This is a genomic window from Paenibacillus sp. FSL R10-2788 (genome assembly GCF_038003885.1).
GTDB lineage: Bacteria > Bacillota > Bacilli > Paenibacillales > Paenibacillaceae > Paenibacillus_AQ > Paenibacillus_AQ odorifer.
Map to the genome: position 1 here is coordinate 1 of NZ_JBBOQA010000002.1, position 23,083 is coordinate 23,083.

23 protein-coding genes are annotated in these 23,083 nt (G+C 39.5%); 22 read left to right on the forward strand and 1 reads right to left on the reverse strand.

What is annotated here, in order from left to right; translation table 11 throughout:
* Positions 1-505 precede the first annotated feature (505 nt).
* The 11 genes from mobQ (at position 506) to NSQ50_RS31025 (ending at position 11,577) form a co-directional block, all read left to right on the forward strand.
* Positions 506-2,389: a MobQ family relaxase gene (gene mobQ / locus NSQ50_RS30975; protein ID WP_051491167.1), complete on the forward strand. Its 1,884-nt coding sequence runs from the start codon at positions 506-508 to the stop codon at positions 2,387-2,389.
* A gap of 24 nt (positions 2,390-2,413) precedes the next feature.
* Positions 2,414-2,716 carry a hypothetical protein gene (locus tag NSQ50_RS30980; protein WP_036681045.1) on the forward strand — a complete coding sequence of 101 codons (303 nt, stop codon included), beginning with the start codon at positions 2,414-2,416 and terminating at the stop codon, positions 2,714-2,716.
* A 758-nt stretch (positions 2,717-3,474) separates the two neighbouring features.
* The gene (locus NSQ50_RS30985) at positions 3,475-3,750 is read left to right on the forward strand and encodes a hypothetical protein (RefSeq protein ID WP_143758621.1); all 276 of its coding nucleotides are present in this window, start codon (positions 3,475-3,477) and stop codon (positions 3,748-3,750) included.
* Positions 3,740-5,602 (forward strand): VirD4-like conjugal transfer protein, CD1115 family, encoded by a 1,863-nt coding sequence (locus NSQ50_RS30990; protein WP_051491168.1) that lies wholly within the window; start codon positions 3,740-3,742, stop codon positions 5,600-5,602. The genes NSQ50_RS30985 and NSQ50_RS30990 overlap by 11 nt, the downstream gene beginning before the upstream one ends.
* A 19-nt stretch (positions 5,603-5,621) precedes the next feature.
* A complete protein-coding gene (locus NSQ50_RS30995; protein ID WP_036681049.1) occupies positions 5,622-5,954 on the forward strand; it encodes a hypothetical protein in 333 nt (110 codons plus the stop codon).
* Between the two features lie 15 nt (positions 5,955-5,969).
* Complete coding sequence (locus tag NSQ50_RS31000) at positions 5,970-6,857, forward strand: conjugal transfer protein TrbL family protein (protein ID WP_036681051.1); 888 nt, start codon at positions 5,970-5,972, stop codon at positions 6,855-6,857.
* Positions 6,858-6,866: 9 nt separating this feature from the next.
* Positions 6,867-7,178 carry a hypothetical protein gene (locus NSQ50_RS31005; RefSeq protein ID WP_036681053.1) on the forward strand — a complete coding sequence of 104 codons (312 nt, stop codon included), beginning with the start codon at positions 6,867-6,869 and terminating at the stop codon, positions 7,176-7,178.
* The gene (locus tag NSQ50_RS31010; RefSeq protein ID WP_036681055.1) at positions 7,171-7,863 is read left to right on the forward strand and encodes a hypothetical protein; all 693 of its coding nucleotides are present in this window, start codon (positions 7,171-7,173) and stop codon (positions 7,861-7,863) included. Before NSQ50_RS31005 ends, NSQ50_RS31010 begins: the two co-directional genes overlap by 8 nt.
* A 1-nt stretch (position 7,864) precedes the next feature.
* Positions 7,865-9,712, forward strand: a complete 1,848-nt coding sequence (locus tag NSQ50_RS31015; RefSeq protein ID WP_036681057.1) for a VirB4 family type IV secretion system protein — start codon at positions 7,865-7,867, stop codon at positions 9,710-9,712.
* Entirely contained in the window at positions 9,712-11,076 is a 1,365-nt protein-coding gene (locus NSQ50_RS31020; RefSeq protein WP_051491169.1) for a bifunctional lytic transglycosylase/C40 family peptidase, read from the forward strand. Before NSQ50_RS31015 ends, NSQ50_RS31020 begins: the two co-directional genes overlap by 1 nt.
* A gap of 66 nt (positions 11,077-11,142) precedes the next feature.
* Positions 11,143-11,577 carry a hypothetical protein gene (locus NSQ50_RS31025; protein ID WP_340949978.1) on the forward strand — a complete coding sequence of 145 codons (435 nt, stop codon included), beginning with the start codon at positions 11,143-11,145 and terminating at the stop codon, positions 11,575-11,577.
* A gap of 3 nt (positions 11,578-11,580) precedes the next feature.
* Here NSQ50_RS31025 and NSQ50_RS31030 read toward each other — a convergent pair whose 3' ends face one another.
* Positions 11,581-11,892, reverse strand: coding sequence for a helix-turn-helix transcriptional regulator (locus NSQ50_RS31030; protein WP_063829801.1), 312 nt, complete (start codon positions 11,890-11,892; stop codon positions 11,581-11,583).
* Positions 11,893-12,035: 143 nt separating this feature from the next.
* Here NSQ50_RS31030 and NSQ50_RS31035 point away from each other — a divergent pair, with 143 nt between their 5' ends.
* The 11 genes from NSQ50_RS31035 (at position 12,036) to NSQ50_RS31085 (ending at position 23,078) form a co-directional block, all read left to right on the forward strand.
* Complete coding sequence (locus NSQ50_RS31035) at positions 12,036-13,322, forward strand: hypothetical protein (protein WP_340949980.1); 1,287 nt, start codon at positions 12,036-12,038, stop codon at positions 13,320-13,322.
* Positions 13,323-13,337: 15 nt separating this feature from the next.
* Positions 13,338-14,027 carry an SAF domain-containing protein gene (locus NSQ50_RS31040; protein WP_036681064.1) on the forward strand — a complete coding sequence of 230 codons (690 nt, stop codon included), beginning with the start codon at positions 13,338-13,340 and terminating at the stop codon, positions 14,025-14,027.
* Between the two features lie 12 nt (positions 14,028-14,039).
* A complete protein-coding gene (locus tag NSQ50_RS31045; RefSeq protein ID WP_036681066.1) occupies positions 14,040-15,110 on the forward strand; it encodes a hypothetical protein in 1,071 nt (356 codons plus the stop codon).
* A gap of 188 nt (positions 15,111-15,298) precedes the next feature.
* Positions 15,299-16,540 carry an ATPase, T2SS/T4P/T4SS family gene (locus NSQ50_RS31050; protein WP_178420288.1) on the forward strand — a complete coding sequence of 414 codons (1,242 nt, stop codon included), beginning with the start codon at positions 15,299-15,301 and terminating at the stop codon, positions 16,538-16,540.
* 11 nt (positions 16,541-16,551) lie between these two features.
* On the forward strand, positions 16,552-17,580 hold the full coding sequence (locus tag NSQ50_RS31055) for a hypothetical protein (protein WP_036681071.1): 1,029 nt from the start codon (positions 16,552-16,554) through the stop codon (positions 17,578-17,580).
* 12 nt (positions 17,581-17,592) lie between these two features.
* Positions 17,593-18,462 (forward strand): hypothetical protein, encoded by an 870-nt coding sequence (locus tag NSQ50_RS31060; RefSeq protein ID WP_036681074.1) that lies wholly within the window; start codon positions 17,593-17,595, stop codon positions 18,460-18,462.
* 101 nt (positions 18,463-18,563) lie between these two features.
* Entirely contained in the window at positions 18,564-18,791 is a 228-nt protein-coding gene (locus NSQ50_RS31065; RefSeq protein WP_036681077.1) for a hypothetical protein, read from the forward strand.
* 165 nt (positions 18,792-18,956) lie between these two features.
* A complete protein-coding gene (locus tag NSQ50_RS31070) occupies positions 18,957-19,337 on the forward strand; it encodes a hypothetical protein (RefSeq protein WP_036681080.1) in 381 nt (126 codons plus the stop codon).
* Positions 19,338-19,350: 13 nt separating this feature from the next.
* A complete protein-coding gene (locus NSQ50_RS31075; RefSeq protein WP_036681082.1) occupies positions 19,351-19,848 on the forward strand; it encodes a hypothetical protein in 498 nt (165 codons plus the stop codon).
* A gap of 293 nt (positions 19,849-20,141) precedes the next feature.
* Positions 20,142-20,783 carry a hypothetical protein gene (locus NSQ50_RS31080; protein ID WP_036681085.1) on the forward strand — a complete coding sequence of 214 codons (642 nt, stop codon included), beginning with the start codon at positions 20,142-20,144 and terminating at the stop codon, positions 20,781-20,783.
* 15 nt (positions 20,784-20,798) lie between these two features.
* Positions 20,799-23,078 (forward strand): PKD domain-containing protein, encoded by a 2,280-nt coding sequence (locus NSQ50_RS31085; protein ID WP_036681086.1) that lies wholly within the window; start codon positions 20,799-20,801, stop codon positions 23,076-23,078.
* Positions 23,079-23,083 lie beyond the last annotated feature (5 nt).

The following is a 23,083-nucleotide window of genomic DNA, read 5'->3' on the forward strand; positions in this document are numbered from 1 at the left end:
TCGGCTATGCCTCCGGTTTTACTAGTCGGCTATGCCTCCGGTTTTTTCTATGGTGTTTAATGAAAAGTGTGAGCGAGAATGATACTTATATACTACCGCAAAATGAGCATACGTGGTAGAATTATCCCGAGCAGAGATGCGTAGCATTACTGCTGAGGGCGCACTTATACACCGCTACGCGGTGTGTGCGACAGGGTTTTACCCTGTATCCGTTCGATCCTACGAATCGAAAAAATGTAATTTTGCTTATCAGCGTATTCCATTTTTAAAACCATAAAACCAAAAAATAGAGGAAACCACTTCGTGTTTTCCCTCGTCGCTTCTGACGAAGCGAAAAACGTTAAGCTGCCGATGGCGCTTACGTTTTTGATGAATCAAAACATAATTTGTGCTACTTCGTATCGCACTAATCATGTTTTGATTTCCCTTGAAATACTTCGTCGCACTCTGCGTTTTAGCATTTTAAAACTTATGAATTCATTACACCCATGAAAGGAGAAGACTTATGGCCATCTACCATTTTGCAATGCAAATTAGTTCTCGTAGTGCTGGTAAATCCTCGGTCGCCATGGCTGCTTACCGCAGCGGCGAACGTTTAACCGATGATCGTACCGGCGAGATCAAACAATATCGTCCACGAGCTATTGAACCTGAAACTGCAATTTTGGCCCCTAAGCATGCTCCTGAATGGGTGTACAATCGTCAACGTCTGTGGAATGAAGTCGAGCTTATTGAAAAGCAAAGTAATGCGCAGCTTTGTCGCGAGTTCAATATTGCCCTTCCTGTTGAACTTTCAAAAGAGCAGCAGCAGATATTGGTTGCGAAGTTTGTTCAAGAACAGTTTGTAGATCGTGGGATGGTCGCGGATATTGGGATTCATCGGGACGATCCTGGTAACCCTCACTTTCACGTTATGTTAACCATGCGTCCATTTAATGAGGATGGGACTTGGGGAAATAAGTCCAGAAAAGTTTATGTTTTGGACGAACAGGGCGAAAAAATCAAACTTAAGAGTGGGAATTATAAGACCTACAAAGAACGGACTACGAATTGGGATGAAAAAGAGACTCTAACTAAATGGAGAGAAGAATGGGCCAACTATGCTAATAAGTCTCTTGAACAAGCTGGTTTTTCCACTCGTATAGATCATCGATCATTAGAAGAACAAGGAATTACTGATCGCATGCCTACGATTCATGAAGGTGTCATTGTAAATAGTATGGAACTAAAAGGGAAAATCACAGAACGCGGAGACATTAATCGTTCTGTTAAAGAACATAATGCTATAGTTGTTTCTTTGAATGACTATCGTAAAGAGAAAGAATCCATTGAACAACAAAATGGTCTTTTGCGTCCGGAAGAGCGTAAGATAATTCGCCAGGCTAAAGCCATAATTCAAAACACACTAAATCTAGATTCTGTTCAAGAAGGCTTGGATAGTTTAAGCATGCGTGAAAGTGGTCTACATCAACAAATTGATCAGATGCTGAAACAAGAAGTCTTGTTTAATAATGCTGAAGGGCTTCTGGATCTGATCAAATCATTACAATCGGATCTAGAAGGACCACGGGTTATTAATAAAGAGGGCAAGCTTCGGCATACCCGGATTGAAAATGAGATTGCTAAGGCACGTGATACTCTTCAAAAACTTGGCTTTAGTACAAATGAGGAACAATTTAAATCACGTAAAGCAAAAGTGCTTACTTATCATAATGATGAAATGACTAAGATCAAGCAGGCACGAGAGCAGATAGCCGAAAAGCAAAAGATACTGAGAAGGTCTGAAAAAATATTACTGAAACAAGAGGTGCAGATCCTCGCTCAACAATTCTCTGATTCGCCAGGTAGTGCGAAGTTACAGTACTCAGAAGTGAAGGCCATTCGAGAGATGAATGAGCATATGGGTAAAATGTCTCTCAAAGACCTACGGTCTACTTTTAACAAGCTGTCCGAAAAAATGAATGCTCTTATAAAGGCAAAAGAACAATTCATAAAAAATGCTGAACGATTACGTGTAGGAGAACAGTGGTTGGCTAAGTATGAAAAGCAGCTACAAGAAATTCGTAAGTTATTCTTGTCTAGCAAGGTTAAACAGCAGCTGAAGGAAGATATAGCAGTTTCTTCAAAGATGCTGAAACAACATGGGATCGTGGATAGGAAGGATTATAACAATCAGGTACTTATTCATAATCAAGATTCTAGCCAGATTCAGAAAATTGATGAACAGATCCATGACCTTCAGCCTGGGGTTAATGTCCTTCAAGGGGCTGTTCGAGCATTACGAGCTGCAGAGCAAAGAAATACAGCCGATCAGCAGCGTAATCACTGGGCCAATAAACAAAGAAATGTTATTAGAACACAAGAGAATGATAGGGACTTAGAACGGTAACTATACTAGGGGAGGCTATGATATATGGAGTGGATTAAAAATCTGGTTTGGAATCGAAGACTCCAAAATACACGGAGATGGGAAAGAACAAATTCAGAATCTTTAATCGAGGGGGAATCATTCGATCAAGCCACTAAGATTCTTAATAGTATTAGAGACGAGTTAATTTCAAAGGTTAGTGTAGTTGAAATAGGTTTAGTTTCTCAAGCTTTTGCATTTTTTGATGGTGAATATAGGCATCGCTATTGTCTTATTCCGACAATGGCGGGAAAAAATAAAGAGGGTTATGATGTTGTTCATTTTCAGGATCGATGGAAAACCAACTGAGACCGTAAGTAACTCTATGATACCCAGAGGCAGCCCTATTAAGGGCTGTTTTTTTGTACCAACCACCTCTGAAGTTATTGGCGGTCTATTATATTATCTGCCGAAAAGCTAGTTACAGGTTGCAAATCAAACGATAGCTCCTGTATCTACTGTGATTTTTCTCCGACCTTCTGGTTCTCAAACGCTACTTAAATCTACTAACTAAATAAAAAAGCAAAAGTTGGCCAAAAAATAACCGGTGAAAAGGATAAGATAAACCAAAATATGGATAGTTTTCAATTCTGTCAAAATTAATTTCAAATTCTTTTTTTAGATATTTGGTTTAAATATTATCTATTGGTGAATATTTACAGTCATATTTCGACATTAAATAACACATAAATACATGTTTTAAAAGTATGAAAGTATAAAACTACGTCTTAGTGCACTATTTAAATAATCCGTTCGTATATTCAAAAAAAGCTGGTATATCAATATTTCTCTAGAATTTGTATTTTTACTTGTATGTTTCATCAAAAGAAATGCTTTTAGTACCTAGATAAATTTTGTATGAAGGATTGTGTTAGTGCATTCGACAAAAACTAGTTCCAATGGATTATTAACAAAAAAACGCTTGTGGGTCTTATACCTTATTGTGGAAATATGTCTAAAGTACTTAAATTATGTCAGTAAGCAATTCAGGTAATTCGAAAGTAATGATCCGATTATCACAGTGGAAGAGAGGTTTCCTTTTGAAGACAATCCCTTTTAACGGAAGGTTGAAACTATCAGACGATGCTCGACATTTCTATGAATCTCATGGACAAGCGCGTGGAGGATATACACGAATCATTGAAAAAGCCCTTGAATACTATGTGGATCAAGGTGCTTTAGCCAATACATTAGAAATTGAGAAAATACATGAAAGACTTAAAAATCATAATCTGCAGTTAGAAGAAATAAGAGAGATTCTTTTGCAGATTTCTGAAGGCTTACTTTCTCACTCTGAGCTTTCTGACCCTCAATGCGGAAAGGGGGTGAATAATGAAACGTAAGCAAAAAATTAATGGGATTTATTTTAAGTGGGCAACGGTAGTCGTTTTGATTTTACTAGATTTCCTCTTCTTTCCTAGTTTGCTAAAGGGAATCGCAAACGTACTGAAGCATAAAGGTGAAGGCATAGGTTTTGGTTTTAGTATGAATACATTATCACCTATTCATACATTGAAAGAGATATTGTCAGATCCTTTACTGTCTAAAGTTTTGGCGATCTTGCAAGTTCCACTGCTAATGCTCATGGTGTCTATCTTTTGGAAAACTGATTATGAGCGCAAAACAATCAAAATTGACGGAATTGGAGGCCCACCAGCAGCAGGGGCGGGACAGTTTGGGACAGCACGTTGGCTCAATGAAAGAGAAGTGGATCAAAATTATACTGTTTGGCCTTTGAAGAAACCATTACTTAAAGGTGGAACCGTACTAGGTATGGATCCGGATCAAGGAAAGGCATGGCTAGATACTGAGGATACACACAAGTTAATTATTGGTACAACTCGGTCCGGTAAAACCAGAACAGTCGTTTATCCATCCATTTATGCTATCGCACAAGCCGGAGAAAGTATGATTTTAACAGACCCGAAAGGTGAGCTCTACGACCGAACATCGTTATATTTGGAAGAACAAGGTTATAACGTTGTGGTACTTAATTTTCTGAATCCAGGACATGGGAACAGATGGAATCCGATGAGTCTTGTAGTAGAGGCGTTACAACAAGGGGATCAAACGGCAGCAGCTGAAGCAGCATGGAACGCAGCTCATTTGCTTGCTCACCAAAAGGATTCCAAAGGAGATTCTATTTGGGTGGATGGGTCTGAATCGGTCATTGCGGCGTTAATTTTCGCTATAGCAACCGAGGCAGACTCTGAAGATCAGAAGCATATGACGTCTGTATATAAGACGCTCATTGAGCTGGGCGAAGTGCAAAAAGTTAAAGTAGCGAATCAAGTTATGGACTATGTTCCTCTGAATGAGTTCTTTAAGCATCTTCCGACTGATCATCCAGCCCGAGATGCATATGGTACAGCACGATTGTCACCTGAAAAAATGCGAGGAAGTTTTTTTGGGAGTGTCTCTGTTATGCTTCGACTCTTCGCAGATCCTGGTGTGGCGTATCTTACGGCGGCTCAAGATCATGACTTATCAGCCCCGGGTTCTGAAAAAACAGCAGTGTTTCTTATCATTCCAGATGAAAACACAACACGGCATCCACTTGCAGCCTTATATGTGGCACAAACCTATCAGGAATTAGTGAAGCTTTCACGTAAACATCGAAATCGTCTACCGGTGAGAGTTCATATGCTTCTCGACGAATTCGGTAACATGCCTCAATTTAATGACTTTGTAACCAAATTAACCGTTTCAGGCGGGCGTGGGATACTTTGGAACATCGTCGTGCAGGGGATTAACCAGATCAAGAAGACCTACGGAGCAGATGATATGGGGACGATTCTGGGGAACTGTCACACATGGATCTACATCCTAACAACGGATTCAACCACCGCGAAAGAAATCAGCTTTAAATTGGGTACCTATACGGTGGAGAGCGAGACCCTTAGCTCGAACCGAAACGATAGGTCTAGTGGAACAGGGGCATCAAGGGGACTGATGAAAAGGGAGTTGCTAACTCCAGATGAAGTATTACGCTGGCCGGTAGAGACATCCCTAGTCATAAGAGCTAGAAAAAACCCAGCCATGCTAAGCTGTCCGGATATTACAAAGTGGCCAGCTGATGCTCTTTTCGAATGGCGTGTAGACAATCAGAATCGTTCGGTCCCTAAAGTACCCATTTTTATTCCTGGCTCTTCAGCAGTTGAAATGGAACCAGATGAAGCCATGGATGATTACTAAAACAGGAGGATTACATTTAATGAAATTCAAAAAAATGAAGTCTAAGATTGCTGCAATAACAACACCACTTCTTATTTTTGCTACTCGTGTATCAGCATCAGATATTCAAAATTCTAAATATGCTACGGGTACAACAAAGATGGTTCGAGATATCGGAGCTGTCTTTACAATTCTCATCCCGATTGCCGCTGTTGCATTTATCGGATTCCAACAGTTGACCAAATATTATAGTAACCATGATGGACAAGTTACAACTGAAGCAAACAAAAGAACCAAAGCGGCATTATGGACAGCTGTAATCGGTACCACAGCTACAGGACTCGTTACTCTCATTACGAACTATTACGTTTAATAGGAGTAACCAACTATGGTAAAAATGCTGATCAAAGGATTTTCAGGTCTAATAGAGTGGATAGCCACGACTATGATTGAATTTGTACTATCTATTTTTCAATATTTAGGCCTTTTAGGAAGGGTGGTTTTAGAAATGCCGGTGGTAGACGCCGGCATTGTCTTCACACAAGTTTTGGCCTTATCGTTACTCTCTGTAAAGGTAGCCTATGAAGGATTCATGACATTTTTACTAAGACAGTCCGGCGAAGTTAATGGCGATCCTTCTAATTTAGTAGTTGGAACGGCAAGGGCAGCTGGTATTATCGCAGTGATGCCTTGGCTTGTACGTTACTTATTCGAATTTGGAGTGACATTGCAGAGTGATGTTGTTTCAATGGATGTCATTGGAAATGTTACGAATGTAAATAGTAGTACATTTTCAGTTTTGACCCAAGCACTTGCTGAGGCAGGGAACCTTATTCTGTTTTACGGTATAGGAGTTATTGTGTCTTTGTGCTTTTTACTTATCATCATGGTTCAGAGCTTCATCCGTGCAGCAGATCTGATTGTACAAGCTTGGACAGGATCTTTTAGTGCTCTTGGACTAACCAATTCACAGAGTCAAACCTGGAATCGATGGTTTTGGGATACATTGGGCATAGGTTTAACTGCAGCCTTACAGTTAGCACTTATTAAACTTTCTTTTTATTGCCTAGCTCCTATTAATGTATCCATAGGAGGTAGCATCATGCCTTTACCACCAATCGTTTCATTATTTCTATTTATTGCTGTTTTGTGGGTAGCTTATCGTTCCCCAATAACTTTAAAAGAGAAATTACACGTAACAGGTACGGGAAAAGTAGGCGGGGCAGTAGCACAAATGAGCGTACAATCTTTTGTTATGAGATCAATGAAAAGGTGAGGAAATCATATGTATTTGGTTCCTAAGAATGTGGGGGGAAGATTTGAGTTTTTTGAAGGTTTTGGGTTTAAAGAGTTATTTTACTGTCTAATAGCAGGAGCGATTAGTATTGGGTTTTCTTTATTCTTAGGAATTTTCATACATTCATTTTTTAGATTTTTACCTGTTCCAATATTGATTTATGGAACATACATGCTTGTGCGTGTAGATCCAAGATTAGGTAAATCACTACTCGATAATATGATCACAGTTAACTCATTCCACGGGAAACCAAAACGTTATGATTTTATATACGGAGAGGGGAGAAAAGATAGTGTTTAACCTTATGGGCAAGGACAAGAAAAATAAAAAGGCTACTGACTCTAAGAAGATCCAATCACCGATTAATACATTATCAGGTACAACAACTAACTTTCCTTCTGTACAGGCATGGCTTCCCTTTTACGATGTGAACAATAACTTTATTTGGTTGCGGCAAAATAAACTAGTTACTGCAATTTCGATTGAGCCGGTTAACTTGGATCTATATTCGACCGTTGAGGAAAAACGAATAATACATTCTTTATTTGAAGTCGTAAATAGTTTAGATGTTCATTGGATTATCCATTCTCAGCAAAGACCGGTTAACTTGGATGCTTACATTACCTCACAAGAAGAGATGAGGGATCAGGAAACCAACTTTACTCGTAGACGGATTTTAGATAGTTCTATAAGAAATGCTTCTAAAATTGCAAGTAGTGGAGAATCCATCGATGTGTTCTATTATCTAATTTTATTTTCTCAACTAATAGAAAAACAACATCGCTTAAATGCAGAGGAACTTGCTGCAAAGGCGACGGAGATATCTTTAAATTTATCAGCGTCCGTGCAAGAATCTCATGTTTGTGACGATCAAGAACTTCGTGATATTCTCTTTTCCTTCTTGAATCCTTCGCAATCGTCTTATGAAAGAGCACCTGCTCATAGCTGGGAACAACTACCACCTCAATTAGCAGGAGGAATCTAAAATGGCTGAACCTAAGCGAAAGAAGCAAGAGAGTGCTACAGCCATGACAGGGCTTTTGGATGTTTTAAGTCCGGCATCCTTACACTTCCAGCACAAAAAAGTATTACAGGGTGACTCCTATACTCGAACATTAGTTGTTACGGCGTATCCAGGAGAATTAAAGCCGGCGTTTCTCTCTCGGTTTACAACCATGCCAGGTGTTACCTTAACGATGCATGCTTTACCAACAGACCCGTATAATCTTGTAAATGCAATTAAGATTACGATGGGAGAAGCTGAGTCTCGCATGGAGACGGGAAATAGTGTCACTAAGGAAAGGGCATTAAAACAGTTCAACGACTCAAGAGTTCTTCTGAAAAAGATAGATGAAGAACAACAGAAAGTTTTTAATGTGGTTATTCTCTTTAAGGTTACGGCACCAAATGAGGACTTATTAGAGGTTCGGGTACGAACACTAGAACATCGTTTGTCTGGTGTAGGTATGCGCGGTAGAACAGCAATGAATAATCAGGAAGAGGCGTTTCTATCAGTGGGGCCTTGGGCCGTGCTAGATCCTAAAATTTTTAAAATGGGTTGGAGAAACATGCCGGCTGAGACGGTAGCAGGATCTTTTCCCTTTGTTTATTCGGGGCTTAATGATGGAAATGGTGTTTTGTTAGGCAAAGATAGTGCTGGTGGTATTGTGCTAATCGATATTTGGTTGCGGTCTGGTGATCGCACCAACTCGAATTTGACCATTCTCGGAAAACCGGGTGTGGGAAAAACGACAACAATAAAAAAATGGTTGAAAGAAGAATTTGGTCGGGGATGTAAGATTATCATGCTCGATCCGGAAAATGAATATCCAAGTTTAGCTGAAGGTTGTAATGGTGCAGTAGTGGATATCGGTGATGGCACTAGAGGACGGATTAATCCTCTGCAGGTTCGTGGGAGCGTACCAAAGGACGATGATAATGAAAAAGACCGCCTATATAGCAAAGAAGAAGTAGAAAAAGGTCTAGTTGCCCTGCACTTCAATTTCCTCAGAACCTTTTTCAAACTGTATTTAAAAGAAAATAAAGAAGACAGAGACTTTACTCAGAAACACTTATCGTGTCTTGAAATGGCCCTAATTGAAACTTATGAGAGATTCGATATTACATGGGATACTGACCCTACAACCATTCCAAATGAAAAGTGGCCTCATATGGGTCATTTATACGAAACGATTGAGGGAAAACAAAAAGAAACAAAATACAAGCAGTATTGGGAAGATCTTGAGCTCTTACTGTATCCAGCCGCTAAAGGCGCAGATCAGTTCTTATGGTGTGGACCTACTACACTGGAAGCCAAAGATGAAGTTGTTATTCTGAATCTTCAACAATTACTGGATGCTGATGAAAAGTTAAAGAGATCCCAATTTTTCAATGCACTATCTTGGGCTTGGGGAGTTATTGATGAAGATTGGGAGCAGCGTATCATTCTTGGGGTTGATGAAACCTATTTGCTTGCAGATCCCGAAACCCCACAAACACTAATGTTCTTAAGAAATTGTTCTAAGCGTATGCGTAAAAGAGAAGGTGGTCTATGGGCAATCACCCACAATATGATTGATTTTATGGATCCAGCGATTCGACGTTATGGACAAGCACTACTTGATAATCCTGCATACAAGTTTTTTATGGGACAAGGAGAACATGACATTGAAGCACTGAACACCCTTTTACATCTGAGCGATAAGGAAAAGGAAACCATAGCTGGGGCAAAACGGGGACATGGATTATTGCTTGCGGGGAATAAACGAGTGGCTATTAAAATTGAGATTACCGCCGAAGACAGAGTCTTTATAGGAAGTGCTGGTGGTCGATAATGGCAGCTATAGCAGGGAAAGTAGCTGTTGAGGTCATTAAGGATCCAGATAAAGCGGTTAAAACCGGGTTTATTTTAATTTTCATCATACTAGGTTTTTTAATGCTTCTACTGTTACCTGTAATGCTCTTTTTCTTACCTGCTGCTGAACCAGAAAGTTATGATCGTTACTATGAAGCAGCGCAGGAAATTTATAGAGAAACAGGCGTGGCGGTCAGTTGGGAAGAAATGATAGCTATTGATACTGTTTTGAAAGAGCAAGAAATTGAAAATATACAGACTAGTCAAATCATTAAAGAGTACACAGATCTTTTTATAGTTAAGACAACCGGACGGGAAGAAACATCATGCGGATATTTTGATCCTCCTGAAAGGAAATGTTACAAGGACGTCATTTTATATTCAGCAAGAACTTTCGAAGAAGTAATGTCTCTTCTTGGTCTGGATGATGATCAGCGCGAACAAATCTTAACGATTATGGAGTCTGATTTAAGTGAAATGCTATCAGAAAAGTATCAAAATACGCTTCCAATAGGTGGCGGTGGAGGTACTGCAAAAGTAACAGAAAGTGTATTGCGCTGGAAACCCATTGTAGTTAAATATGCTATAGCAAATGGGATAGAAGCATATGTACCTTATATCTTAGCTCAGATACAACAAGAAAGTTCAGGCGAACTATTAGATTTAATGCAGTGCTCTGAATCATTAGGACTCCCTCCTAATTCCATTACAGATCCTGAATATAGCATCAACAAGGGCGTTCAGTATTTTGCTGATGGATTAAAATTAGCGAAATACGATGTGAAAATTGCACTGCAAGCTTATAACTTTGGGCATGGCTTTGTTAATTATGCTGTTAAGAGAGGGGGATATACCAAAGAAGTTGCAAAAAGCTATAGCAAAATGATGGCCGAAAGAAATGGTTCAACTGGATACGGGGATGTCAATTATGTAGACAACGTAATGCAATACTACTCTGCTGATGGAGTACTTGTTTACAATTTCGATAATGTGTATGCAGAGTTAAAAAAGTATGAGGGTTGGCCTTATGTCGATGCAGGACGTGTCCCATCACAAGGCGGATTTGACTGCTCTGGCTTACTAGAATATGTATTTAAAGGTTTTGGTATTAAAGTATCTGGTGCAGCTTCAGATATGTTTGCGCAAACCGACGCTGTTAGCGAAAGTGAAGCACTACCAGGTGATCTTGTGTTTTTTAAGACTACGGCTAAAGAAATATCTCATGTTGGAATGTATATCGGAAATGGAAAGTTTTATGATGCAAACAATACGGGGATTGGGGAAAGTAATTTAGCTTATTGGAAAAATAAATATGTATTTAAAGGGTTTCGGCGGATCAAGTAAGGAGGGAATATGAAAAAAATAAAATTTATTGTGATACCCATACTTGCTGTAATAGTAATGATCCTAATGATTTATATATTGGTTTTAAACGGGCAGATCAAGGAGGGGGAAGCCAAATTATTTCGGATTGAAAAATCAGATTTTTCTATAACCAATCAACAATTTATTAAGGGTTTTTTCAATTATTCGAATCCAGGATTACGTTATAAACAAATCGAATCCATAATGACAGATAAAGGATATCATCAAACGTTTCCTTCTGGAACGGAGCTCCCTAAAAAAAGTGCGATTGATATTATATCGTCGGTTAAAAGTATTATCACTTATGAGAATCAAGTCTCCAAGGTAGAGGTGTGGTATATGAATGACATTGTTACAACAACAACTTTTAATGGAGTATCCAATAATATCAATCTAATCGTAAAAAATAAGCTTCTGTACCTAGAAGGTGAAGGCTGGAAGGTAGATGATGTAGAGTACGTTTCACAGGTTGCAAGATAAACACTAGCGCTTCTCAAGAATAAGTTTGAAGAGTTTTAAAAAATGTTCCTTTTCTTGTCCTGAAAGTTTTCGGTATATAGTCAAAAGCTCAGACTCATCTTCGGAAAGGAAGCTTTCTTGTGAATATGGAAAGATTTCCTGTAAAGAAATATTTAAAGCCATACACAATTTTTCCAAGGTGTTAACAGTCGGAGATCTATTTCCGGCTTCAATATCACTAATGGTTGATTGTGAAACACCAGACGATTTACTTAATTGAACGGTGTTTAGCTTTTGCTCTATTCGTTTTCTTTTTAATAGAATACCAATTTCCATAGACTCAATTCCTTATCATAAAAATAGTTAGTTCTATATTACCACGAAAAGAGCAGTCAAGTTATTGTCTATAATATCTTTTTACGGGTAGAATATATATTTTATATCTGTTTTAAGATATAATAAGGATACAAGCTTACTGCTTGGAGGTGTGTTATCTGTACGGGATCATTGCTAGCAGGGAATATATCCCTGATCTGAAGGAAGTAATTGGAATTTCTGAAATTTGGTTTGAGAGAGTTGGTGATTTTAGCGACGAAGATTTTATGATTCATTCACAGGCAGCCATGAGTGCCAACGTTCAAGTTCTATTTATAGATATGACCTGTGCTGAAGATAACGCAATCATACGAGGCATTAAGCAGTACAGACTAAAAAGAGATAACCGTATTATTATGATTGCCCCAAATCGAGTACCTGGAGACCCAACGATCACGGCGCTAATCTCACTGCAAGTGCTAGACTTTATTTCCTTCACCGTTGAAGTTGACGAAGAGGAAGAGACAAGAGAGTCCATATCATATCTCGTGAAGCAGCAGCTGAACAAAAAACCGAGCTATGGTAATGTCGCCCGGTGGAATGTTCAGACAGAAAATACAATTGAACGAAGCGAGAAAGCAAGGCTAGAGAAGAGGACATCCAGAAACAAGTCTGATGATCAGTATAGCCGTACATTATTGGAAGAACTCGAAGCACTGGCTGGTCAAGATAGTGGTCCGCGACGGGAGATCATCAAACAACCCGAACTCATTATCATGGAAAAAATGCTTGGTACCGCTCTGATCGCAGTGGGTGGAACTGGCCGGCGAACAGGAGCGTCACATACTGCAATTCAAATTTCAAACATTTTACAAGAATTGAGTGAATCCGTAGCCTGTGTAGAATTATTAGACCCGAATGCTGGAAAACCCGTCTTCAAGAAATTTAGGTCTGGTGACCAATCAGCATCCATTGAAGGAGGGTTTCGTTATAAGGAAGTTGATTATTATCCTGAAGCGGACATGAAGCAGTATCTTAGGGTTCTGTCTGGAAAATACGATTACATTGTTCTAGATCTTGGCGATTGTTTGAACAACCAATATTATGAAGAGTTTTTTCGAGCCCAAGTATCAATCCTAACATGCGGCTCATCAGTATGGGATTTTGACGATCTGCTGAATGCTTTGGATCATCTCTATCAGAAAGGCTGGAATAAACACTTGTTTATTCTTGTTAATCTTGGGGACGATGAAGCATTTGAAATGACAGCCAAGACCTTTAGTAAGAAAGAAAAGAAGCATATGAACGTGGATTTTTATCAAGGTCCATTTCAGCCAGATCCGTTTTTGATCGATGATGATAATCGAAGAAACTATGAATCAATGCTTGATGAGATCTTGCCGACCGAAAACAAAAAAAAGAGATTATTCGGCGGTTTTTTCAGGAGATAAAAAGGAGGATATAAATTGAAATTTCGGTGGAATTACCTTTATGCATTCCTCATTTGTGTAGTCGGTTTTGGAGGTTTGCTTGGATACGATCTTTATGTTAAGCCGTATCTCTTGTCAGAAAAAATTGTGAAGATCAAGGTTGCAAGTGGCGAGGTTCTGCCGAAGAACCATGAGATCAAACTAGGAGACGTCTACTTGGATTCAGTTCAAACCAAAGATGTTCCAAATGATGCTCTTCGAAACATTGATGAAGTACAAGGGAAAATTCTAAATGTGGGGGTCACCAACGGAGTCATACTAACATCTTCATTAGTCGATGTGGATGAGCTGGAGCCCAAAAAGAACGAGGGGATTTATCCCATCCCGAAAGATTCTATTTACGCCATCAATGGATCGCTTCGCAGTCGTGATAAGGTCGATATTTATTTGATTAAAAACCCACGAAACAAGAGTAACGATCCTGGCGCACAGGCTGAGACGTTGCTAAGTGCGGGAGAACCGATTTTCAGAAGTATAACCGTCAACTACGTGCGTACTGATGACAATAATGATGTTAAAGACACCGAGGAAGGAAATTATACGAATCGGTATACATCGACCGGTAAAGTATCGTCCCCTGAACTTAAGCTCACTCAGGAACAGGGAGAGACCCTAAAACCTTATTTGGAACAGGGTATGATGCTTTGGATTGTTCGAGTGGAATAGGAGGGTAACACCATGAAGAATATTTATACTTTGGGGATCGATCAGATCACATTAAATGAACTACGAAATGCCGAATACACTACTGTTCCCCAAAATGAACTTCCAGATCCTGAGCAAGTAAAGGATAGCGTACTTCTCCTTACTAGCGACATCGTTCGGGTGGAAAAAATAAATGAAATTCGAGACAGGTACAAATTCATACCCATCTTGTATTGGTATAAGAAAAAGGGGGTGCGCGGATATCAGTCCGTTCATCTCAGATGTCAAGAACATCAAATTACATTTATTCCGCCGAGAACAACGCCAAAAGGGATCATTGATATCATCCGAATCATTCAAGATGAAGAGATCGAAGTATACGGTAATACGATTGGGTTCTTCGGAACAGCTCCGGGTGTAGGTTGTACCGTTGTGGCAAAAGCTTTTGCGAAACGGTTTGCAGCTGCAGGAAAAAAAGTGATTTATCTTGGTCTGGATCTCTATGATCCTGGTCATGATCACAAACCAGCAATCAGCTTGGATGTTCTCCGGCCAAGAATTACAGGTAAAATTCTTCAGACCGGAGATTTGGAAGATTTTCTAAAACATGATGGTTACTACTATCTGCCGGGGAACTTTGATTACCTATCTGCTCAAGACTACCAGGAAGAAGAAATCGAATATTTATTGGAATGGTGCGGAAAGCAAGCAGATATTGTCGTTGCTGACTTCGGCTCCTTCCCTGAAAGCGCGGCTTGGTACGTTGGCATTCAGAAATCAGTTCTGCGGTACGTCGTTACTCATATGAGACATGATTACCGACTCACACAACTTATGGATCTGGCCAGCCACATCCACCTGACTCCAAATCAATTTCAGCTAATCATTAATCGGGCCAATATCCTAGATGGGGTCGTTTCCTTAAAGCAATTGGCAATGGCAGCTGGTGCAGAAGTATTTACGGAATTCCCATTATACCCAAACTTCCCAGATGAACTACAACCGGGGAGACGAGAACAAACGATACTTGATGAAAAGATCCAATCCATTCTTATTAGTATGGGTCTGGAAGAGAGAACAAAGAAGAAGGGGATATTCTCATGAGCCACCAGGTCCCTTTCTCATTGAAAAGTCGTGTGACACAAAATCGGAAGATTAACTCGGATAACTTCTATGAGTATCTGCAGGTAATGAGAGAGGACTTTTCCAAGATTCTAAGACAGGACGATGATAATTACTTTGAATTAAATACAAAGGCACTATTAGGGGACAGCAAAGCCATTTCATTTTTCATGAATGAAATTGAGAAGTACATCCGTAGGAAACCTTACGGCGGAACAATTCCAGAGGCTTATAGTAGCCTCTCTGAGGCGTTATATCATGAGTGGAAGGGTTTTGCTACTGCGTTTCGCTGGTTCACTGACAAGGCTTATAGTGCTTCTTCTGGACTTCAAATAATTGGGCAGAACATTTTCTATAAAGAAAATGGTGACTATGAAGCCTATCCCTATAAAATGCCTACCTTAGACCGGGTGGAACAGCTAAAACGGACACTAATGAAATCTGATCCGAATATTAAATTGAATGCGAACAAGCCATCTGCAGAGTTTAATATGGATGATCCATTATGGCCCGGTCGCTTTATTCGGATAGCTATATGGGTGTACCCACGAATATGGAATGGATTTACAACAATTACGTTCAGAAGACAAATTGTAAATTTTATGACCTACGATGAGCAAGCTGGAAAAAAGACGATTGGTTATGAATCCATCAAATTACATCGTCTCCTTGGTAATACGTTTCGGAATACTGTGGTTGCTGGGGCAACTGATTCAGGGAAAAGTACTTTGGCCAATACGCATGTTGGGGAGCAGCTGATTGCCGCTGATCACAAAATGGGCGGGATTCTCATCGAAAAGCATCCAGAGTCAACATTGCCGTATATAATGTCTGATCACCGGCTTATTCCGATTAGAGCTGAAAATGAAGAACTGATGGACGTTGGGATTGAATCCCTACGACATGACCCAGAAATCATATTTATGACCGAAATGCGCTACAACGAATGGCAATTCTATCTATTTAGTGGGGAAAAGGGCCACAAGGGTTTAACAGGTACTTATCATACAGAAGATCCAGAAGATATCCCTTATCAAGCTGCTCTTGCCGTGCAAACTAGAATTGGCGGGAGCTTAAAAGGGCATTTGATTTCAGCACTTAAATCGATTGAAATCGTATCGATTATGGAGAGTATGAGCAATGGAGTAAAGAAAGAAACGCGAGTCTCAGAAATCTATTTTGATGAACTGAACAATTCGGTTTTCGCAAATGATTTGATTCGGTATGAAAGAGATAGTGACTCTTGGACATATAACAGCCATATCACTGAAAGATTAAAAGAGAGAATGATTAGGAAAGATCCCAACGCTGCAAAACTCTTTTTTGATGAACTTGATAGATTATCAAAAGAAAAACCGATGAAAAATCCAATGAAAGAGAGCTTGAAGTCCAAAATTTTGCTTCAAGGGTGAGGTGAAGAGAAATGAGCACATTTGTCGATAATGTCATTCGTCTCATCTTTCAACTGATTGTAGTGTTTGGAATCTGGCGAATGATTAAACCGATTGTAGATCGACAAATCAGCCTATCTGATAGTAAACGAGATCTTCGGAAAAATTTAAAAAAACAGCGTGATCGGACACTGAAAATAAGAAAAGGGATATACAAGCACTTAGATGACTTGTTATATCTGGTCCAAAAGGGATATGAACCAGGAGCTAGTGTCACAAAATTTCTTATTCGTTCAATATTTATGTTCATAGGGATTTTCCTTTTGTCCTTCTTACTGCTACGTGGCTTGCCAGCACTAACAAATTCCGATATCTCATTTCTTCAAAATACACAAACACCAGCGAAGGAATCATGGCAGTTTCCGTTTTATCTAGCCATTCTTGCAGCAGTAATTCCTTATCTACAATTACGGTATCGATATTCGATTCGCCAAGCTAAAGGTAGCTATGATCTGCTCGAAGTGGTGAAGATTTATGCGAAATACTGCTATCTATCGATCGATGTGGCATTACATCGCACTTCGGAATTTTTGAGAGAAGATAACGTCTTGAGAGATCCACTTAAGTCTCTAGCTGAGGCCTTTGCGAATTATCGTACGACAGCAGAATTAAACGAGGAAGCAGCTCGCTTTACCAGAGCCGTTTCAACAACATTTGCAAGTAATTTTGTCTCCGACCTCTTGAACGCAGAACGAGAAGGAACCCATTTTTTAAATGCATCCCTACTTGATCTCAACCAAGCAATGGAGACGCAAAGAGAGACGATCATGGACGTAAAGTCGAATAACCGAGATGCTGTATCTCTGGGGTTATGGGTAAATCTATTTACTTTCATTTGTTGTGTAGGCAGCTTTATGTTTCTAGTTAATCCAAAGGTATATTTTAAGTTGCAATTCCAAACCACAATCGGATTAACGTTTCTGGTGATTATCATAAGTAGCTTCTTTGCAGCTCTTATCATGAGTGTAATACTGGCTAGACCCAAATTGGATTATATGTAAGGATGTGCGGCCATGGATAGACTATTTATGCTGATTGCCATTGTGGGAATAGCGTATCTTGCTTTAATCGTTTTTCTTAGCACAGCTAAACAAAGCCAAAGAAAGTTTTATCGAAATAAACTATCATTAAAAGCCGTACAGGGAAGGTTTAAGAGTGATCGTCTGCAAGAAATGCTGGACAAGGCGAAAATTCCTTACTCGGCTCAAGCCATCAATTACTTTCGAATTGTTACAGCTACGGCAATTATTTTAATTGAACTGATAGGAGCATTTCTTCGCAAAACTTCGTTATCGGGGACGGATTTTCTCATTCCGGCTGCGATCATTTATTTCACCACTCCAAATCGATTCTCTCCATTAGGGTGGGTGTTAGCAGCCAGACAACGAAGTATCGATACCAAGAAGGATGGGGAACTTGTTTCTTTTCTTAAACAATATGAAAACAATCGAAAGCGATCCAGAGGATATATAGATTTCGGTACATTCTGTGAGCAAATCGCCCCAAACTTTCAGTATCTGCAGAAGGATCTACAAGAACTTGCAGAGCGTTCAATAGATGACGGTACAGAAGAGGCGATTCTATGGTTTTGTAATACCTTTCCTACCAATCATCACTTCGTAGGCGATGTTCGCTCGATCTTACTAGCGACTGAAAGCATTCAAAATAATGAAGATGCAGTATTGTACCTGAAAGAACAGAGCAAGACTATTGCTAAGATCTCAAGTGATCATTATCAGAAAAAGTGGAAGAAAATTGGTGACCATGCCACGACTTTCAATACACTACCTTCACTTATAACCATTCTGATGATTGTGGTATTAGCGATTCAGTACGTAGGTGTTGTTCAAAGTAACTTCGGTGAAGTTAGTTTGTTCAGATAAAATTTTATTACGTCAAGGAGGGATTCAATGTAAAAATATATGATCATTTCTTTATCGCTTTTTTAAAATATTATTTAAAAACAAAAGGAGATTTTATTTAAATGAAAAACATGACGATTGGTGAAGTACTATTTCTTGTTATTGGTTTTGTAGCTGCTGGATTCTTTATTGTTTGGTTCTTCCCGCAACTCTCTGCAATCTTTAAGGATGCTGAAAACAAAAAGCCACCACTTCCGACAACTGCTTACGTTGCACCTGCATTCGAAAAAATGGAAGTACCTACTTCCAAAAAAGAACTGATCATCACCCTGCCAAATCAAGCAGCATGAAAAGGGATACAGTTTCGATTGTTATATTTATAATGGTTGCTTTTGCAGCACTTTCAGTATTTATACCTTTTGCAGTAAATTACATTGGGTCTTCTCAAGATGATGTAATTTCTTGGACCAAAAAAGTCGAAAAATATTAAAGCGGTATGAAAGGGGTTCTTTTCGTTGAAAGAGACCATCATTCGGGCGCTGACAATGTGGCTGGTCTTATTGATTATTCTACAGCCCATTGTATCTTATATGGATTACTTGCTAGATTTGCAGATCAAAGCAAATACATCCTACCTTGCGCAAAAAGCTGCTACTGAAGGGATGGTCACTTCAGCGTTGAAGAATGAAGTGATCAAAAATTTATCAGCCGTCGGGTTCCCGGCGGCTAGTATCCTTATTAGCAGTTCTACCGAAACAATACAAGACAGAAAGACAAGGCTTGATGTATACATAGAAGCGCCGCGTCTGGTGTCGTTCGTCTTCAACTTCTCTAAAGGAGGGCATTCCAAGAATTATTATGCCCATTCCTCAATTATGAGTGAATATATCAATTAAGGGATGTTTTCACATGGACTATATTTTTAAACTTACTTTTGTCCTTATTATCTTCATATATTCTTGGTTTTTCACCACTGAGAATCAGGAATGGGATATTATTAGGACAATGTTAAAAGATGCAAATAACATGGCCGTTCATGATGCAGCTCAAGAAGTGAATGAATACCAACTGTCTCAAGGCCGGTTAATAATAAATCCGGGGGAGGCTTACGAGACTTTTAGAGAAACATTGGGAATGAATCTCGGGTTGGATAGTGAACTGAACCCCAAAGTAGGAAGCCGATTTCATGATAAAGTCAAAATTGTGGATTTTGTTATTTTTGACGAATCTAGCGGCAAATCCTTTCCATTTCTTTACGAAGATAGTCGGTATGGAATCACCAAATACATTCAAGGCCCTTGCGTTGTAGCAGTAGTAGAAACTGAACATCCTGTTATACTCGCAGGCTCAAAGAAGCATAAGGCCATCCAGGTTCCTGCTGTACAGGAGTACAAATTTAATAGGTAACTCAGGAAGTATGCGGCCTTTGGGGCTCTGGTCGCCTTAGATCCAGCTTACCATTACCGGTTTGAACCGCAATTACGTTGCGGCATATCCTCCCAGCTACGCTGTTCCGGTAATCCTCACTACATTGCCCTTCAAGTTCATCGGCCCCTTCCCAAGCTTCGCTCGGGTGTGGCCCCTACCGATGAACTACCCGGTGCAGCATAGGGGTTAAGCATATTCGAAATGGTAAACCTGATCCGTGGCGAGCCTTTAGCGGCCGCATCTAAAACTAATTTAAAGGGAGAGATTCTACGATGAAAAAGACAACATTGGTAAAGAGCGTTTTGGCAGCAACTATGTTATTTAGTGTGGTATTAGGAAATGGGGCCATTACAAACGCAGCTGCAACGGCTAAACCAGCTAATACCGCCAAACCGACAGTTACGGCCAAACCAACTGCTACACCAGCACCTATTATGAGGGATAACCTTAGTAAATATGGGTTGAAGAAGGATGTTGAACTGCCGGTGACTGTGACAGCAGGAGGTCTTAGCTATACTTTGGAAAAGATCATGATCTATGATGCAAAGTCTAAAGATGCACAAGCACTGATTAAGAAGTTCAACTATTCCGGAGAAGGAAAGTACTTTATTTGGACCAAAATTACAGTTAAAAATAATAGTGGTAATACAATTAAAAAAGATTACACGGATGTAAGCGAGAAATGGCGTTTAGGATTCGGTAGTCAACTCGGCGCGTACCCGACTATGCCACAAAGCAAAGATACTTCTGTAAACGATAAAGAGGCTCTATGGGGTTGGAATCTGAAGCCAGGGCAGTCAATGACTAGCTACCAAGCCTATTACTATAATGGGGATTTTAAGTCTTTTGTTATTTGGGTGGAAAACAAAAATAATTTGGTTTCACAATATATCGTTAATCCTCCAGAAGTTTAAGAGGGGATGCAGCAGATGAAAAACAATAAAAAAATAAGGAAGTTCTCAATTTTCTTAATGATTTGCCTATTCTTTGCACCAAATTTAATGTATTCTGCTCAGGCTGCAGACGTAAAATCTGGATCTGTAAGTATACCGATCACAACTGGATTAACTGGATCAGGGAATGCCGCAAAGACTTTTTACTTAGATCCGCCTAGTGGAGTAAACAGCGCTGCAATTAAAGCAGGAACTTTTAAATATTCAGGTAATAACAGCGTAATTGGGGCAATCACCGTAGAAAACGGAAAAATAAAGGTTACTCTTAAAGGTAATGAAAAGGTCGAAACGTTTAAAGTCACAGGTGCTAACGGTAATAATTCTACAAGTGTTTTTAGGACTACGCCGGGTAACTCTATTTGGCGATATGCAGATGGTCGAAGATGGCAGATTAATGATTATAATCAAGATCGTGGAGCGAACACAACCAAAAACGTAAACGCTACAGATTATTCAACTCCATCTGGCGCACCGCCAAAAACAACTGTTACCACAAAATCTGATCCAGTTAGTCCGAGTCAAGCAACGTGGTTTAGGGACAGTGTAAATACTGTCCCTTACAGTAATATTATTCAGTCAAGCATTAAAATGATAGATATGGAGCTTGAAGGGGACAAAGGTAAAGTAGGTCAGAAAGATGGGAAATTCATTATTACTTACCAGGTCCCATCAGCGCAATACTTACCCGAAAATGTATCGGATGCATTTGATAAAGGTGAATGGGTAACGGGTCGACTATATTACATTACACTACCATATTATTTTACGGCTGAAGCGAAAATGACCTCATATAGTTATGCAGGAACTGTCAATTTTGATTATGCTTTGCCTGACCAAGTTACTTTAAATGCTTCAGCTACATTAATTCAGCCCAACCCGAATCCCACAAAAATGACTGGTGAAAAAGTAGCGGTGAAAATTAATGTTAAAGGCGAATTGCTCTCCTATACGGATGCCCAAAATATTTCTGAGTGGGTATTTTATGCAAGGGAAAAAGAAAAAACTGATTCGTCTATGAAGAAAGAATATTCAAAGGTACTTACTGCCAATAAGGATTTTGATTTTGAAATTCCGGCAACTAAATTAAATGGAAAAAATGATTATAAACAAGATTATGTTTTAAAAGTAGTTGTAAGATTCAAAAATCCAGTAATAACAAAAACAGGACCAATTTCATCTTTGGAAGTTGGGCTCGAAACTTCAGCTGGAGTATATAAAAAAGATCCTCCTGATGATCTGTTCCCGCCCCCGCCAAACCCACCGGCTAAACCAGAAGGTAAACCTCCTATCGCGCGAATAAGTGCTCCTAAATATATTAAAGCAGGCGCTGATATGTTAGTTAACGGGTCAGGATCTTCTGATCCAGACGGATACATTACGGACTATGCTTGGGGTACACAAGGAGCACAGGGAGGAATCGGTAATACATCGAGAGGATATGTATGGTATACCAGAGAGGACGTAGGTCAGACGTTTCCGATTGCGCTCACTGTAGTTGACAATGATGGTCAAATTGGAAGTACAAGTACAGAGGTAACGGTGATTGAACCTATCCCATCTGCAATTATTGATATCACAGGTACGTTAAAGCAAAACCGGTTAACTACCCTTACAAATCGTAGTCAAAGTCCGACGCGTTTTCCTTTGGTACCATCGAAAACTCAAGTTACAATTAGTGCTATATCAGGAGGGACTAATTCAGATATTAAATTCAGTGGTACGCTAGCTGAGTTTGAGAGTAAGGATGTCTTGTTTAAGAAGCCGGGTAAATACAAAGCAACAATCTATGTGGAGAATACGATTGGCTACTCTGCAAGTAGTGAGATAACATTTGATATCGTACCAGACGAGGTACCTTTTGCTTATTTTTCAATACCGAGTAAAGTATATCGCGATCCGAGTAATGGAAATAAGGCAGTGATTTCAATAGATGATATGTCATTTTCGAAGGATAAAGATCCACTCGTTCGGAGGGTATGGGAATATCGCTACGATTCTAATAACAACGGAACTTTTGCAGATGAAAGTTGGGTTACGTTTAATGAAGAGAATCGCACTCGTCTCAATTTGGAACTATATGAAGTCGGAAAATACGAAATACGCCTTACAGTTCTTGAAGAATTTGGGCAGCCGACCATCGAGCAGTTTGTAACTGAAGCTGACAGAAGATCGATAAATTCTGAAAGTACACAAAATCTCATTGAACGGATCGTAGAAGTTGAAAACCGAGCGCCAGATGTAGATTGGGATCTATAGGGGGG

Bases quoted from the DNA above. Each gene is read 5' to 3' on its own strand.
- mobQ (WP_051491167.1), top strand. From the start codon at position 506: ATGGCCATCTACCATTTTGCAATGCAAATTAGTTCTCGTAGTGCTGGT.
- NSQ50_RS30980 (WP_036681045.1), top strand. From the start codon at position 2,414: ATGGAGTGGATTAAAAATCTGGTTTGGAATCGAAGACTCCAAAATACA.
- NSQ50_RS30990 (WP_051491168.1), top strand. From the start codon at position 3,740: ATGAAACGTAAGCAAAAAATTAATGGGATTTATTTTAAGTGGGCAACG.
- NSQ50_RS30995 (WP_036681049.1), top strand. From the start codon at position 5,622: ATGAAATTCAAAAAAATGAAGTCTAAGATTGCTGCAATAACAACACCA.
- NSQ50_RS31000 (WP_036681051.1), top strand. From the start codon at position 5,970: ATGGTAAAAATGCTGATCAAAGGATTTTCAGGTCTAATAGAGTGGATA.
- NSQ50_RS31005 (WP_036681053.1), top strand. From the start codon at position 6,867: ATGTATTTGGTTCCTAAGAATGTGGGGGGAAGATTTGAGTTTTTTGAA.
- NSQ50_RS31015 (WP_036681057.1), top strand. From the start codon at position 7,865: ATGGCTGAACCTAAGCGAAAGAAGCAAGAGAGTGCTACAGCCATGACA.
- NSQ50_RS31020 (WP_051491169.1), top strand. From the start codon at position 9,712: ATGGCAGCTATAGCAGGGAAAGTAGCTGTTGAGGTCATTAAGGATCCA.
- NSQ50_RS31025 (WP_340949978.1), top strand. From the start codon at position 11,143: ATGATTTATATATTGGTTTTAAACGGGCAGATCAAGGAGGGGGAAGCC.
- NSQ50_RS31030 (WP_063829801.1), bottom strand. From the start codon at position 11,892: ATGGAAATTGGTATTCTATTAAAAAGAAAACGAATAGAGCAAAAGCTA.
- NSQ50_RS31045 (WP_036681066.1), top strand. From the start codon at position 14,040: ATGAAGAATATTTATACTTTGGGGATCGATCAGATCACATTAAATGAA.
- NSQ50_RS31050 (WP_178420288.1), top strand. From the start codon at position 15,299: ATGAATGAAATTGAGAAGTACATCCGTAGGAAACCTTACGGCGGAACA.
- NSQ50_RS31055 (WP_036681071.1), top strand. From the start codon at position 16,552: ATGAGCACATTTGTCGATAATGTCATTCGTCTCATCTTTCAACTGATT.
- NSQ50_RS31060 (WP_036681074.1), top strand. From the start codon at position 17,593: ATGGATAGACTATTTATGCTGATTGCCATTGTGGGAATAGCGTATCTT.
- NSQ50_RS31065 (WP_036681077.1), top strand. From the start codon at position 18,564: ATGAAAAACATGACGATTGGTGAAGTACTATTTCTTGTTATTGGTTTT.
- NSQ50_RS31075 (WP_036681082.1), top strand. From the start codon at position 19,351: ATGGACTATATTTTTAAACTTACTTTTGTCCTTATTATCTTCATATAT.
- NSQ50_RS31080 (WP_036681085.1), top strand. From the start codon at position 20,142: ATGAAAAAGACAACATTGGTAAAGAGCGTTTTGGCAGCAACTATGTTA.
- NSQ50_RS31085 (WP_036681086.1), top strand. From the start codon at position 20,799: ATGAAAAACAATAAAAAAATAAGGAAGTTCTCAATTTTCTTAATGATT.